The sequence below is a fragment of the Vibrio agarilyticus genome (assembly GCF_012641465.1).
GTDB lineage: Bacteria > Pseudomonadota > Gammaproteobacteria > Enterobacterales > Vibrionaceae > Vibrio > Vibrio agarilyticus.
Map to the genome: position 1 here is coordinate 176,896 of NZ_JABAIK010000008.1, position 13,441 is coordinate 190,336.

Genomic DNA, 13,441 nt, shown 5'->3' on the forward strand with positions numbered 1-13,441 from the left:
AGTCGAATTGATTGGCTTAGAAGCTGCGGCTGTACTGCAGACCAAACAAAATTGCGTCGGCATGCGTGGTTGCGCTAACTGATGAAACCTGGCCAACACCTTCAATCTCTGTTTTTTCGTTTACCGATACATCATCGCCCATCAAGTAGGTTAGGCCCAAATCAATATTTGATTTGCTATCAATGTGATAGGTAAAGCCGGCTGACACCCACTGACGGTCTGAATCGGGTACCGAAATAGACGTTAGGCTGTCTTGCGCACTGGTGTCGTACATGTAACCGACGCGAAGAGTCCAATCGTTGTTGAGGTAGTAAGTACCACCAATGCTGTAGTGCCAGCCATCTTGCCACTGGTACTCTTTCTCATACGAGCCAGTCAGTACTGAGTCTTTTAGGTTTCTAAATGAAATTTTATCAAATGAACCCCAGCCGATGTATTGAATGCTGTAGTGTACTGCAAATTTGGTGTCTTCGATTTTGTGAAAACCAGAGAATTCTGCGATATCAGGCAATGGTAGTGTGATTTCTTGGCCTTTATCGTCTTTGGCATCAAACTCTGGGCTGTAACGGTACGATAGACCAAAGCGATTGTTTTCATCCAGCTCAAAGACGGTACCAACGTTGAAACCAACCGCAAAACCATCTGCAGTATCAACATCAAGCAATGATTTTCCGGCAGCATCGGGCATTAAACCTGCGATGGCTCCACTTAATTCTGCGCTTGGATCTCGCTTTAATGTACCTTGACCGTAGATGAGATCAAGTCCTGCACCAAAGCTCCACTGCTCATTTAAGCGATATGAGCCTGCCACGCCTAGGTTAAAGCTCAATACGTCAGTGAGGCCGCCGTATTCATTGGCGATGTAATCGCTAGCAAATTCGGTTTTGGTGCCAAAGTTTGAGTAGGCATTAACGCCAACGGCAAATTTGTCATTAATTGGGTGAATGTAGTGAATGTTTGGTGCGACAGAAGTGCCGCCCACATCATCAGTATCTGGTACAGAAGTTGCGGGTACTAGGCCTCCGCTTAGAGTACATGTTGGGCCACAATATTTCGCATCTTTGACTTTGATTTTAGTCGTGATGGTTTCAAAACCCAATGACAGTGCCGGCTCGTCAAAAAGTGCCATTGCCGCTGGGTTTCGTCCCATGACTGCTGCGTTGTCAGCAATCACCGCATCACCTGCGAATGCGCGACCAATGCCCGTCGCTGATTGCGCGTTTAATTGAAAGCCTGCGGCGAACGCTTGGCTAGATGCTGCAGCTACTGCTACTGCGAGGAGAGTTTGTTTATACAGACGCATAGTATTTTACCTTGTTTGTCCATTATTTACGCCAACTCATTTCCGTTTTACTTGGAGAGACCCGTTTTTCGTCTCAAGTAACCTAGAAAATGAAGTTGGACCATTGAGTCTTTGCTCAGTTGACGCCGATCCTATGCGTAAGTGTGCGATATAGAAATCCGACCATTGGCTAAAAATACGGAAAAATGAAGGAAATGAAGGGTAACTGACGTCTAACTGGTGAAAAAACAACTTAATTAGAGTTAAAGCTCTAATTATAACGAGATAAAGGGAATGACATTTAACGATTACCTTGTTCTTAATATGGTTTTTAAGCAATGAAAATAGTGTTAATTGCGGGATGAGCAGAGTTTTGCCATGAAGGCGAAACTCTGCTCATAAGAGAGTATGTACCCGTCTTAGTTCAAGCTGCAGTGCCTTTCTTTAATAGAGTAGGAGACGGGCGCTCACAAATCTCATCACATAGCTTGTCCATGTTCATGAAGTGCTCAGAGGCTTTGTTCGCTTGCCGCCTACCTGAAACTCCAAGTTGTTTGGGTACAGGTAATGTAAAGTTTGAGACGAAGACGCTGGGTAACTGATCAATTTGTCGCCGTGAGAGGTCTGAGCATGGTCTCTAATGTGTGTGCGATAGAGCCTAATGCTTCACCGTGCTCACCCACGAGAATGAGGCTCGCTTTATCCACTGGGGAAACCAGCCCATCAAACCCATCTTCACTGAATGCCATATTCTCGTGACTATCAATTTTGGTGAAAAAGAGCGTTACTTTTCCTTGTGGACCTTGGAATACCATGTGTAGCGCATTGCTGCTGCCGAAACCGCAGTGGTTAAGATAGTAAACTGGATAAGGAAAAGATGACGTTAATTGGTAACCGAACGGGGCGAGTTTGGCATTAATTTGAGATGTCGATACTTTTTCATCCAGATGACGAACAAAGGGGTCTTCCTCGACCACGTGCTGAATTGCCGTGCTAGCAAGACTGGCTTCTGCCGAAGAGATGACAATATTGCTCCAATTGATTTGGCCTACGAGCAACCCACCAACAAACGCGATTGACGCTGCAAGCCCGACGGTTCGTTTGAACCAGCGACTGCGCTGGGCAATTTGCGCTTCGGCGGTTGAGGTCTGTGAAAACAGAATCTTGTCGGCGAGGTCATCGGGAACATCAATCGTCATGGCTTGCTTGATCTGAGCATCAAGATCAAGGACATCGTCGAAAAATTTGCCATTAGCATCATTGCCACCGAGTGCGCGTTTGATATCATCATCGCGCTGACGCGGATCGGATAGCACGCGGCGACGAAACTCAAGATCATCCATTTTTCTGCCCCTTATTCTTTTCGTCAGAATCAAGCATTTCCTTTAGCTGATTCCGAGCGCGAAATAATCTCGTCATTACCGTATTTTTGTTCAATTCAAGGATCTCACTAATTTCGTCCCCGCTAAATCCAGCAACAACCTGCAAAAATAGCGGTTCTCGATATTCTTCTTCAAGCTGCATGATTTGGTTGTGCAGCCATTGCTGTTGATGATGTGGCTCATCACTGACTTTGGCATCATTACCAAAATCATCGATGTCGACCAGCTCGAGCTGTTTACGCTCGAAACGCCGTGCGTTCTCTCGCCGTAAGATAGTGATAAGCCAAGACTTAGCGGCTTTCTCATCTTGCAGGCTGTCGAGTGATTTCCATGCACGTAAGCAAGTCTCTTGCACTAAGTCTTCGGCAACACTGCGATCTTTGCATAACCAGTAGGCGTAGCGATAGAGATCTCTGTGATACCCGCGAACTAAGGCTTCGTATTTTCTTTGTCTGTCCATATCTATCTTGACCGGACTCTGACGTTTTTTATTTCCAAATAAGTTGACTATCGCCACAGGAGCCTCCGTGTTTGCTCTGTGTGGACCCGCGTTACTTTAAGTATCTAGGGTCTAGGATGTACTTGTGCTATTTAGCATTTTAGCTTGCTGGCTCATGGACGAAGAGAAATCGCGACAAACTTGATCTAGTTCAAAATCTTATCGATATATCGCGTTATATTACACCCTGTCATCTCGTTAGTTGGTAACGACTAACATGTTGAGCAAGATGACATTTCCTTTTGAAGGCTGACTTTACTTTCTCCTAATCAGGTGACTGATTTTTTCAATTGGCGTAAGTTGATTGTTTTTATTGAGATTCCAACCACACAGTTTTGTGTGGTTTTTTTTTGCCTGATTTTCGCCCTATAACACTATAGCAGTGTCCAGTTTCTCGATTAACTAATTGATTCGTTGAATTTAGTCATAATTCAAGTGCGTACACTCACGTTTATTTAAACGCACGTTTGAGTTGTTTAACATTTTGATTACAATGTTCACAAGTCCGACCTCTTTGTGCATATGTCGGTTACCCATCAGATAATCAAAGCGAACCCGTAAGGAGATAGCATGGGGATGCGAGAATTGAAAACTCAAACCGGTGATCGCGTGGCGATAGTTGCGGGACTGCGCACACCATTTGCACGGCAGAGCACGGAGTTTGCGCAACTGCCAGCCGTTGATTTAGGGAAAATGGTCGTCAGCGAATTGCTCGCTCGAACGGAGTTAGATCCTGCGCTGATTGAGCAATTGGTATTTGGTCAAGTGATCCAGATGCCAGAGGCGCCAAATATCGCTCGTGAAATTGTGCTCGGTACAGCAATGAATGTTCACACCGACGCTTACAGTGTGACACGAGCGTGCGCGACGAGTTTTCAAGCTGCGGCCAATGTGGCTCAAAGTATCGTGATGGGAGACATCGACATCGGTATCGCTGGTGGTGCCGATTCATCATCTGTGTTGCCCATCGGTGTTTCGAAATCCTTAGCGGCCAATTTGTTGGCACTCAGTAAATGCAAAACCTTGGCCCAAAAGTGGGCAGTACTTAAAAAATTGCGCGCTAAAGATCTGATACCTGTGCCTCCTGCGGTTGCGGAATATTCGACTGGATTATCGATGGGACAAACCGCAGAACAGATGGCCAAAACGCACCACATCTCTCGTGAGGAGCAAGATGCGTTTGCGCATCGTTCACACACACTAGCCGCCCAAGCATGGCGCGATGGTCTGATTGCTCCGCAGGTCATGACCGCGTTTCCAGAACCTTATCGTAAATGGATAAGTGAAGATAATAACGTACGTTTTGACTCCTCTTTGGCAAGCTACGCCAAGTTGCGTCCTGCGTTTGACAAGCAATATGGCTCAGTGACCGCCGCCAATAGCACGCCTCTCACCGACGGAGCCGCCGCAATTTTGATGATGCGCGAAGGTCGCGCGAAAGAGTTAGGGTTACCAATTTTAGGTTATTTACGCAGTTATGCGTTTTCTGCCATTGGCGTTGAGACAGATATGTTGATGGGACCCTCTTACGCAACCGCAAACGTTTTGGATAAGTCTGGGCTAGCGCTCAGCGACTTAACCTTAATTGACATGCACGAAGCGTTTGCGGCTCAAGCATTGGCCAATGTTAAAATGTTTTCAAGTCAGCAATTTGCAAAAGAGAAATTGGGCCGCAGCCAGGCCATCGGAGACATTGACATAGACAAGTTCAATGTTCAAGGCGGCTCTATTGCCTACGGTCATCCGTTTGCGGCAACGGGGGCGCGTATGATCACACAAACGTTACATGAATTGCATCGTCGTGGTGGCGGACTTGCATTGAACACCGCATGCGCCGCAGGTGGTTTGGGCGCGGCAATGATTTTGGAGGTGGAAGCATGAGTATGAAATCGGCGTTTACTTTAACGATAGATGAGACGCGCATTGCTTGGCTTGCTATCGATGTGCCCGGCGAAAAAATGAATACGCTTCAGTCTGCTTTTGCGCAAGAGATGGATCTGATTTTGACCGAGCTTGAGTCGAATACCACGCTTGCAGGGGTGATCATTCATTCCACCAAACCGGATAATTTTGTCGCAGGAGCCGATGTTCGTATGTTAGCGGCTTGCCAAACCGCGCAAGAAGCGGAAGCTTTGGCGCGTCAAGGCCAAGAGCTGTTTGCTCGATTAGCGGCGCTACCGTTTCCGAGCGTCGCTGCGATTCATGGCCCGTGTCTTGGTGGCGGGCTCGAACTTGCATTGGCGTGTGATTATCGCGTCGCCAGTGATGATGCTAAAACGCGTCTAGGCTTACCTGAAGTGCAACTGGGTTTGTTGCCAGGCTCCGGAGGCACGCAGCGTTTACCCCGATTAATTGGGCTGCTTCCAGCGATGGATCTTATTCTCACCGGTAAGCAATTGCGCGCCAAAAAAGCGGCCAAACTCGGTGTTGTCGACGCCTTTGTACCACAGAGCGTTTTGCTTGAAGTGGCCAAGATTTGGCTTAGCAAAGGTAAGGCGATTAAACGCCTGTATCGCAGTAAAGTGAAGGCCAGTACGAAAGAGCGACTCATCTCTGGTAATGGTGTCGGGAGAAAACTGGTGTTTGAGCAGGCACAAAAGAAGATTATGCAAAAAACACGGGGCAATTATCCTGCAACCCAAGCGATATTGTCGGTGCTTCGTTACGGTTTTGAGCAGGGGTTTGAGAAGGGACTCAAACAAGAAGCGAAACAATTTGGTGAGCTGGTGATGAGCTCTGAGTCCGCAGCGTTACGTTCAATCTTTTTTGCCACCACCGAAATGAAAAAAGAGCATGGAAGTGATGCTGAGCCGAAAGAAATTAGCCAAGTCGCGGTGCTGGGCGGCGGTCTTATGGGGGCGGGGATCAGTTATGTGACGCTGGCAAAAGCCGCGCTGCCGGTACGCTTAAAAGATGTCAATAATGACGGTGTATGCCGCGCCCTGCGTTATAACTTTGATTTGTTTGAAAAGCAGCGTAAACGGCGAATTATCACCAAGCCGCAGCGACAAGCTCGTATGCTTTCACTTGCCGGCGGTACTGATTTTACCCAATTTAACCGTGCAGATGTGGTCATTGAAGCGGTGTTTGAAGATTTGGCGTTGAAGCAGCAGATGGTAGCTGATGTTGAAACTCATGCAAAACCGTCAACGATTTTTGCCACTAATACGTCATCGTTACCGATAGGACAAATTGCCGAAGGTGCCGCTCGGCCAGAAAATATTGTCGGACTGCACTATTTTAGCCCGGTGGAGAAAATGCCGCTGGTGGAGGTGATTCCACATCAAGGCACAAGCGCAGAAACGGTCGCAACGGTCGTTCAGCTTGCTAAAAAACAAGGTAAAACTCCGATTGTCGTGAAAGATCGCGCGGGTTTTTATGTTAATCGCATCTTGGCGCCGTATATGAATGAAGCTGGCGAAATGCTGCTTGCTGGCGAGCCAATTGAAGCCATTGATACTGCTTTGCTTAATTTTGGTTTTCCGGTCGGACCTATCACGTTATTGGACGAAGTCGGCGTTGATATTGGCGCGAAAATTATGCCCATTTTGGTTCGTGAATTGGGCGAACGCTTTCAGGGCCCAGCGCTGTTTGATTCGCTTCTCAAAGACGGTCGCAAAGGACGCAAGAGTGGCAAAGGCTTCTACCTTTACAAAGGTAAGAAAAAGCAAGTCGATAAGCATGTCTATCGCCTGCTTGGGATCACGCCTGTTGCCACCTACAGCGAGCAAGATATCGCGCTGCGCTGCGTATTACCTATGCTCAATGAAGCGGTCCGTTGTCTTGATGAGGGCGTAATTGCGAGCCCAAGAGACGGCGATATCGGTGCCATTTTTGGTATTGGTTTTCCACCATTCTTAGGTGGGCCATTCCGTTATATGGATCACGTGGGGTTAAATGAGTTGGTCGAGATGATGCGCCGCTTTGCGGATAAATACGGCCAACGCTTCACTCCATGTGAGGCGCTTGTTGCGCGAGCCGAAGCCAATGATACCTTTTATCCCTAGGGTCAACAGACCCTAAGGTATTAATATCAAAAATCAAAAAGAGCGGCGTAACCCGCTCTTTTTGCATAAAAATAGTTGTGAAGCTGCGTTTAACTAACCCAAGTCACAATCTTTTGGTCGCAGTTGAAACTCTTCGATTGAACCTATCTCCTGACCCAGTCGAATGCGAGGCGCATCTTGGTGGGCGCTGCCTTGCGTGTGCATAATAAGGCGATTGGCTGTGCGAGGCTTCAGCTCGTTGACCACAAAACGGATCATGTCACTACGCTCGAGGCGGTCCAGCTCTAAAAGCACTTGCTCTTTTTGACTGAAAGTCACGTCTTTGTTACCGATAGCAACCCAAAGTCGCTGCGCGCGGCCACGTAACGTGGTGTCGGGTGTGGCGATTTGATTGTGCAGGCCCTGTTTGCTGCTGCGCCATTGAGCTTCTGTGAGCTCTAGTAGCACCATATAAAAGGCATTGAGAAATTCATCTATCGCACCAACCAATTCTGCCGGCGCCGCATTGGGCGACTGAACGTACATCACAATGCCGGGATGGCGATTGAGTGGCATATTGCCTGTGCCTACCATATACCCAAGCTGCTGTTTGGTACGAATTTCATGAAAAAAGGTGGCCGACATTAAATGATTGGCAAGGGTATAAAGCGCAATGTGGTGAGGCGCAATATCTTCACACTGATGATAGATGACAACAGCAGAGTCGGGTTGATGGCAATCAATCTCTTTTTGAAAGCTGCCACTGTCGCCGAGCATCACAAGCGGTCTGAGTGCCTCCTCATAACGCTGCTCTTTCACGCGTAGCGCGTCTTTTAATGTGCTCGCCATATCGACCGCTTGCTGCTGAGTCCAATCACCGCAGACAAACATTTCGACATGCAGTTGACTTAAAATAGTGCTAACAAACGGGGCCAACTCAGCCACTTTTACCGACTCAAGCGCGTCTAGCAGCGCGGTGTAAGGAGGGTTGTTCGGCTGTAAAATGCCAGTCATAGCGTTAAATAATTGAGAGATTGGCCGATCTTGCGCCGCATTTTGCCAAGCGCGCTGAAGTTGCTGCTGAATGCTCTCAAATCGTTCCGTCTTAAATTCGCGCGCCGCAAAACGTTGTAAAATCAGTTCAAGTAATTGAGGTAGTTTTTGACTAAAGCCAAACAGCGCCAGAGTGACACCACCTTGATGGGCGTACATGTTGTAACCCATACCGGCGACTTCCGCTTGGTAGGTTTCCTCAATGAGCGAATCAAGAAACATCTCGACACAGAGCCGAGTCATCACGATATTTTTGGTCGATGCAACCGCGAAGGGGCTGTCGATAGCGATGTACATTACCCCTTTGGGCACTCGAAACTCGCGCTCTTGTAAGTGCCAAAGGCGAAATCCTTCAAGATCTTCCACTAAAGCCGGTAATTCACCGCCAGGTAAAAGAGGGGCGGGGTCGAGATCATAGCAAATGTAAGGGTTTCGCTCTGGTAGGTGAAATGCCCATGACGGATTGACGGCGGTAAAGCTTGCTCGGTCATCATCGGAGAATCGAGTTACGGCGTACGGCGTGTGATACCACTTTGCTTCGCGGTCGGTGGTTAGCCCTTTGCTTACCTGGGTCACGCGCAGATTATCAATCGTAAAATAAGGGAGGATTTGCTCAAGTAAGGGCAAATCAAAGTGCATCATTTTATAGTCGCCATAAATCACATCCTCTGGCGAGTAATGCTGCATGTTGACGACCAGATGACTGACCAAGTCAAGCGGCCGAGCTGGCTCTTGAAAACGAAACGCCGACTCAAGTACAGCGCGCTTTTCGTCGTAACGCCATGCTTCTAAAGCGTGCGCTTTGATAAGTTCGATGTATTGAAAGACCGCTTGAACAATCTCTTTGGTGTGAGACAAACCCAGCTCGGTTAAGTTGCAGCTGACGGCAAAATCGCGGTAATTACTGCCACTGGCACCGCCACCGGCTGACAGTGAGGTGATCCAGCCACGGGTTTTCAGTTGCTGCATTAAGCTGCCAGGGCCTTCATCGCCCAATAAATGGGCAAAGAAAGAGAGGGGTTTGGTCTGATAATACTGCTCCATGCCTGGCATCGGAAAGGTTAGGATCAGTTTACGCAGATCTTTGACTGGTTCGACATCGACCCAACATCCAACAGAATGGGCATCTGAAAAGGGCACTGATACCGTTTTGGGGGTAAGGCCTTGATTGGCTATCGATGAAAAGTCTTGTTGTACGAGCTGTTCCAGTTCATCAAGTGATTGCGGACCATAAACGGTTAATGTCATCAAATCAGCAGAATAGTGCTGCTGATAAAATGCCACAATTTCATCTCGAATAGACTGGCCGTCTCGGTCGCCAAGGGTTTCTAAATTACCAACAGAAAACTTAGCAAAGGGGTGCGCAGGATTGACCATCTCTTTTTGGACTTGATAAAGACGGCGTGAATCATCGAGCAATTTCAGTCGATATTCGGACTCAACAGCTTGCCGCTCTTTATCAAGCGCTTCTTCATTAAACAAAGGGGCGATAAAAAACTGGCTGAACCTATCAAGCGCATTCGCAAATTGGTCTGCGCTTATATCAAAGAAAAAGCAGGTGTGCTCAGTGCCTGTCCAGGCGTTGTTGGTGCCACCATTTTGGCTAATATAGCTTTGAAAATCGCCAACTTTAGGGTATTTTTCGGTCCCCAAAAACAGCATGTGTTCGAGATAGTGAGCAAGACCTTCTCGGTCCACAGGGTCGTCAAAATGTCCCACATTAACCGCCAGCGCCGCTGCGGCTTTTTGTGCGTCACTTTGATGGATAAGCAAAACGCGCAATTGATTATTGAGTACCACTGAGCGGTATTGATTGGCGTCATTTGGGCTTAAATGCACAGGCGCTTCTCCAAAATGTTGAGGTTAGAGACCCAAGCAACGTCAAACCCCTTCATTGATGTCGCTTGTGCGTAAGTATGACTCCGAAACTTATTGAAGCAAATAGAATTATTCGCTTAAAACGCGAATATAAATGTCAGTTTTGTCTCGTTGGACCACTTCCGTTACGATCAGCGAAGGGGTCGAATTGATAGTTTAATTGATTGTTAAAAATAATGAATCAATTGGCAAGGTAATTGTTATAATTAGTTGCATAAAGTGTTTTGGACACGCGTTAGCGTCCTATTGAGTTAGAACTCGCAGCGGTCATCGAAACACTAAAACTAAAAATGAGAGATGCTCCAAATACGGTTAAACCGAGTTTTCGTAGTATCTATCGGAAAATAAAGCTTATAAGCTTGCCTGTCGATAAAGATAAAAATAGTCTTGATGTGAAATTTGATAGGCACATCTGCTGACAATCCAAGTCATTCTCGCGCAATCAGGCATCTTGAAGTGACTTGAGTATATATACCCGTTCGGCCTGAAGCGGCAGTGCATTTCGTTACAAAGTACTGGGCTGGCTCTCACAAACCTCATCACATAGCCCATCTATGCTCAGAGGCTTTGTTCGTTTGCCGCCTACCTGCACCTTCAAGTTGTTCGAGTATTAGTGAAGCCCACAATTAGGATATGGCATGAAAATTTACATTATGCGTCATGGTGAAGCAGAGCAGTTTGCTGACAGTGATGCGGAACGTGAGTTGACCCTGCGCGGTCGCGAGGAATCTCGAATTATGGCCGAAAAGTGCCGCGAAAATGGCATTGAGATGTTTGATAAAGTCTTGGTGAGCCCTTACATTCGCGCGCAGCAGACATGGCAAGAATTGAATCAGAGCTTGAGTGCGAAGGAAGTACAGCTTAGTGCAGACATCACGCCATACGGTGACGCTGAGGCGGTATTCGACTATCTATCGGCATTAATCGAATTGGAAAAACCGCAGCAGCTATTACTGGTATCTCACCTTCCGCTGGTGGGGTACTTAACGGCGGAGCTGGTACCCAGTATGGCTCCGCTGATGTTCGCCACCTCTGCCATTGCAGCCATTGAGTTTGACGAAAAGAATAAAAAAGGCGATTTGCTCTGGCAATGGCAGCCTTAAACTTACTCTGAAAAGCAAGGTCATTATGCGAAATTAGCAAAGTGTATAGCATCCTTTGTTAATTTTTGGTTCGTGTGTTTTTTTAGTCGCTTTAAAATGCTTTTTAAGTTAAAAAAGTCACATCAATTGATGTCAAGGATTTACTCAGTGAGAATAGAACCTAGATTTAATATCAATGAGATGGATCTGACGGACGATAATAACCTTCAGTCTCAAGTTTGTGGGTTTCATGACAAAGAAATGAGTAATTTGCTTTGCTCATTAGCCAGTCCTGGCAAGCGATATTTAGGACAATTTATTGACTTTGCTATAGCATGGCTGATTTTTCTTTTCTTTATTGTGTCTTTGAAGCCCTTTATCACCCAACAACATGATATTGATATAATTGCTCTGATTTTTTCAGGTCTGTACTATGTCTTTTGTGACGCACTTCCCCGAGGGAAGAGTGTTGGGAAGTTATTCTTGAAAATGTCAGTTATTGACAAGGATAATGGTCAATATTGTTCATTGTGGCAATCCTTTGTAAGAAATGTGCTGAATCCAATTATTGGAATAGTGGACGGATTATTTATATTGTCAAAAAAACGACAAAGATTGGGTGATATGGCTGCAAATACCATCGTGATAAATCTTTAGTCGTCTTTTCTCTATAAACGATGTGCGATGGTTGGTTAATCAAAATGTTGAATAGAGGCTTCCCTAGTAATAAGGGAAGCCTCTATTTATTTTTCAGGGATCGACAATAGGACTAAAAGGGCGCCATCGCCACCAAACTCAAGCGGTGCTTGGTGAAATGCGAGCACATCAGGGTGCTGTGCTAACCAAAGCGGCGTTTTTTGTTTAAGAATGTGCTTGCCAATACCGTGCTGAACACAAGCGCAGTGGATTTCGTTTTTAAGGCAATAAGCGATCATTGCACCGAGTTCACGCTTGGCTTCAACTTGAGTCATACCATGCATGTCAAGAAACACGTCAGGCACATAAACACCACGGCGTAACTTTTTTACTTCGTAAGTCGAAACATCATCTCGCGCGTAACGTGTTGGCCCTTCGTCGCTCAATCGCGGGACAAACTCATCAGAAAAATAAAATTCAGCATCGCGAGCGCTGCGTTGTTCGCGAATCACTTCTTTTTGTTTGGCATTCTTTTTTGGTTGCTGGATTATGGTATCCTGTGACAACTTTTTTATGCCCTTGACTTCCTGCTGAAACAACGAAAAGTCATCGTCGCCTTCGGTGTAGTGTTTGCTCATTCGGGGTCACACGTTGTTTTTAATTGAGTGGGCGGTATTGTAGCGCTTTTCGGAGGCAATTTTGGACAAGATTTTTGTAGATGAAGCGGTGAGTGAACTTCACACCCTTCAAGATATGATCCGTTGGACCGTAAGCCGCTTTAACGCGGCGAATTTATTTTATGGTCATGGAACGGACAATGCATGGGATGAAGCGGTTCAGTTGATCCTTCCCACGCTTTACCTGCCGATTGATGTGCCTCCTCATGTATTGAGTTCACGCCTCACTAGTAGTGAGCGCTTGCGTATTGTTGAGCGTGTTGTCAAACGTATCAATGACCGCACGCCAACCGCTTACTTAACCAACAAAGCGTGGTTCTGTGGCTTGGAATTTTATGTTGATGAGCGCACCTTGGTGCCACGTTCACCGATTGGCGAGCTGATTATGCAAGAGTTTCAGCCGTGGTTACTCAATGAACCTGAACGCATTATGGATTTGTGCACGGGAAGCGGCTGCATTGCGATTGCTTGCGCGCACGCGTTTCCTAATGCTGAAGTGGATGCGATTGATATTTCAGCAGATGCATTGCAAGTGGCTGAAATTAATATTCAAGATCACGGAATGGAGCAGCAAGTGTTTCCGATTCGCTCCGATCTGTTCCGCGATTTGCCAAAAACCGAATATGACATTATCGTGAGCAATCCACCGTACGTTGATGCCGAAGACATGGCAAGCCTACCGGCTGAGTTCACTCATGAGCCAGAGTTGGGTTTAGCGGCAGGCAGTGACGGTTTGAAATTGGTTCGCCGCATTTTAGCCAATGCACCAGATTATCTGAGTGAAAATGGTATTTTGATTTGTGAGGTGGGTAACTCCATGGTGCACATGGTTGAGCAATACCCAGAAATCCCATTTACTTGGCTTGAATTTGAAAATGGCGGCCATGGCGTCTTTTTGCTTACTCGTGAGCAACTTGTCGCGTGTGCGAATGAGTTTTCACTCTACAAAGACTAACAATACAAACG

Annotated in this window: 10 protein-coding genes; 5 read left to right on the plus strand and 5 right to left on the minus strand. The window is 46.6% G+C overall.

Going from position 1 to position 13,441, the window contains the following annotated elements; genetic code table 11:
• Positions 1 to 16: 16 nt before the first annotated feature.
• The 3 genes from HGP28_RS10210 to HGP28_RS10220 form a co-directional block, all read right to left on the minus strand.
• Complete coding sequence (locus tag HGP28_RS10210; protein WP_168836352.1) at positions 17 to 1,303, minus strand: outer membrane protein transport protein; 1,287 nt, start codon at positions 1,301 to 1,303, stop codon at positions 17 to 19.
• 581 nt (positions 1,304 to 1,884) lie between these two features.
• Entirely contained in the window at positions 1,885 to 2,625 is a 741-nt protein-coding gene (locus tag HGP28_RS10215) for a DUF3379 domain-containing protein (protein WP_168836353.1), read from the minus strand.
• A complete protein-coding gene (locus HGP28_RS10220) occupies positions 2,618 to 3,124 on the minus strand; it encodes a sigma-70 family RNA polymerase sigma factor (protein ID WP_246225681.1) in 507 nt (168 codons plus the stop codon). Before HGP28_RS10220 ends, HGP28_RS10215 begins: the two co-directional genes overlap by 8 nt.
• A 609-nt stretch (positions 3,125 to 3,733) precedes the next feature.
• Between HGP28_RS10220 and fadI the strand changes: the two genes are divergently transcribed.
• Together fadI and fadJ are read left to right on the plus strand one after the other, a co-directional pair.
• Complete coding sequence (gene fadI / locus HGP28_RS10225; protein ID WP_168836355.1) at positions 3,734 to 5,044, plus strand: acetyl-CoA C-acyltransferase FadI; 1,311 nt, start codon at positions 3,734 to 3,736, stop codon at positions 5,042 to 5,044.
• Positions 5,041 to 7,170: a fatty acid oxidation complex subunit alpha FadJ gene (gene fadJ / locus HGP28_RS10230; protein WP_168836356.1), complete on the plus strand. Its 2,130-nt coding sequence runs from the start codon at positions 5,041 to 5,043 to the stop codon at positions 7,168 to 7,170. Before fadI ends, fadJ begins: the two co-directional genes overlap by 4 nt.
• 93 nt (positions 7,171 to 7,263) lie before the next feature.
• Here fadJ and HGP28_RS10235 read toward each other — a convergent pair whose 3' ends face one another.
• The gene (locus tag HGP28_RS10235; protein ID WP_168836357.1) at positions 7,264 to 10,041 is read right to left on the minus strand and encodes an insulinase family protein; all 2,778 of its coding nucleotides are present in this window, start codon (positions 10,039 to 10,041) and stop codon (positions 7,264 to 7,266) included.
• Between the two features lie 677 nt (positions 10,042 to 10,718).
• On the opposite strand from HGP28_RS10235, the gene sixA reads away from it, so the two are divergent.
• Together sixA and HGP28_RS10245 are read left to right on the plus strand one after the other, a co-directional pair.
• Complete coding sequence (sixA, locus tag HGP28_RS10240) at positions 10,719 to 11,183, plus strand: phosphohistidine phosphatase SixA (RefSeq protein ID WP_168836358.1); 465 nt, start codon at positions 10,719 to 10,721, stop codon at positions 11,181 to 11,183.
• 147 nt (positions 11,184 to 11,330) lie between these two features.
• Positions 11,331 to 11,819, plus strand: coding sequence for an RDD family protein (locus HGP28_RS10245; RefSeq protein WP_343033851.1), 489 nt, complete (start codon positions 11,331 to 11,333; stop codon positions 11,817 to 11,819).
• A gap of 86 nt (positions 11,820 to 11,905) precedes the next feature.
• On the opposite strand, the gene smrB is transcribed toward HGP28_RS10245, so the two are convergent.
• Positions 11,906 to 12,436, minus strand: a complete 531-nt coding sequence (smrB, locus tag HGP28_RS10250; RefSeq protein WP_168836359.1) for an endonuclease SmrB — start codon at positions 12,434 to 12,436, stop codon at positions 11,906 to 11,908.
• Positions 12,437 to 12,497: 61 nt separating this feature from the next.
• Between smrB and prmB the strand changes: the two genes are divergently transcribed.
• On the plus strand, positions 12,498 to 13,430 hold the full coding sequence (prmB, locus tag HGP28_RS10255) for a 50S ribosomal protein L3 N(5)-glutamine methyltransferase (RefSeq protein ID WP_168836360.1): 933 nt from the start codon (positions 12,498 to 12,500) through the stop codon (positions 13,428 to 13,430).
• The last annotated feature ends 11 nt before the right edge of the window (positions 13,431 to 13,441 follow it).